Here is an 881-nt window from a genome sequence, read left to right as displayed (position 1 = left end):
GTAGCATCTCCCCCCTCATCACCCGGCTCAACGAGATCCGGCGGCACAGCCCGGCCCTGCGCCAGCTGCGGGATCTCCACTTCCACCAGGCGGACCAGGAGGCGGTACTGGTGTTCAGCAAGCGGGCGGGGACGGACATCGTGCTCGTGGTGGCGAACCTTGATCCGCACCACACCCAGGAGGCCACGGTCTCGTTGGACATGCCGCGACTCGGCCTGGACTGGCACGAGTCCGTGCCGGTGCGCGACGAGCTCACCGGCGTCACCTACCAATGGGGCAGGGCCAACTACGTGCGCCTCGAGCCCGGCAGGCAGCCGGCGCACGTCTTCAAGGTCCTGCGACCGTCCTCACCGATCGGAGGGTCACCCACATCATGATCGTCAACGAGCCCGTTCAGGACACCTTCGAAGACACCCCCGCCAAGGACCGCGATCCGGAGTGGTTCAAACGCGCGGTGTTCTACGAAGTCCTCGTCCGCTCCTTCCAGGACAGCAACGGCGACGGCATCGGCGACCTCAAAGGCATCACCGCCAAGCTGGATTATCTGCAGTGGCTCGGCGTCGACTGCCTGTGGCTGCCGCCGTTCTTCAAATCACCCCTGCGCGACGGCGGCTACGACGTCTCCGACTACACCGCCGTCCTGCCCGACTTCGGGGACCTGGCGGACTTCGTCGAGTTCGTCGACGCGGCCCATCAGCGGGGCATGCGCGTGATCATCGACTTCGTCATGAACCACACCAGCGACCAGCACCCCTGGTTCCAGGAGTCGAGGAGCAATCCCGACGGCCCGTACGGCGACTACTACGTGTGGGCGGACGACGACAAGCAGTACCAGGACGCCCGGATCATCTTCGTCGACACCGAGGCCTCCAACTGGACCT

1 protein-coding gene and 1 pseudogene are annotated in these 881 nt (G+C 65.6%); both read left to right on the top strand.

What is annotated here, in order from left to right; all coding sequences use genetic code 11:
- Nucleotides 1-377 (top strand): annotated as a pseudogene (locus ABD357_RS29905) (alpha-1,4-glucan--maltose-1-phosphate maltosyltransferase); the annotation flags it as partial.
- A partial coding sequence (locus tag ABD357_RS29900) for an alpha-amylase family glycosyl hydrolase (RefSeq protein WP_344394139.1) occupies nt 374-881 on the top strand: 508 nt, incomplete at its 3' end. The pseudogene ABD357_RS29905 and the gene ABD357_RS29900, both read left to right, overlap by 4 nt.

Origin of the sequence: Streptomyces vastus, assembly GCF_039532825.1 — a bacterium.
GTDB lineage: Bacteria > Actinomycetota > Actinomycetes > Streptomycetales > Streptomycetaceae > Streptomyces > Streptomyces vastus.
Note: the sequence above shows the minus strand (reverse complement) of the source record. Positions and strands in the feature narration are given on the sequence as shown.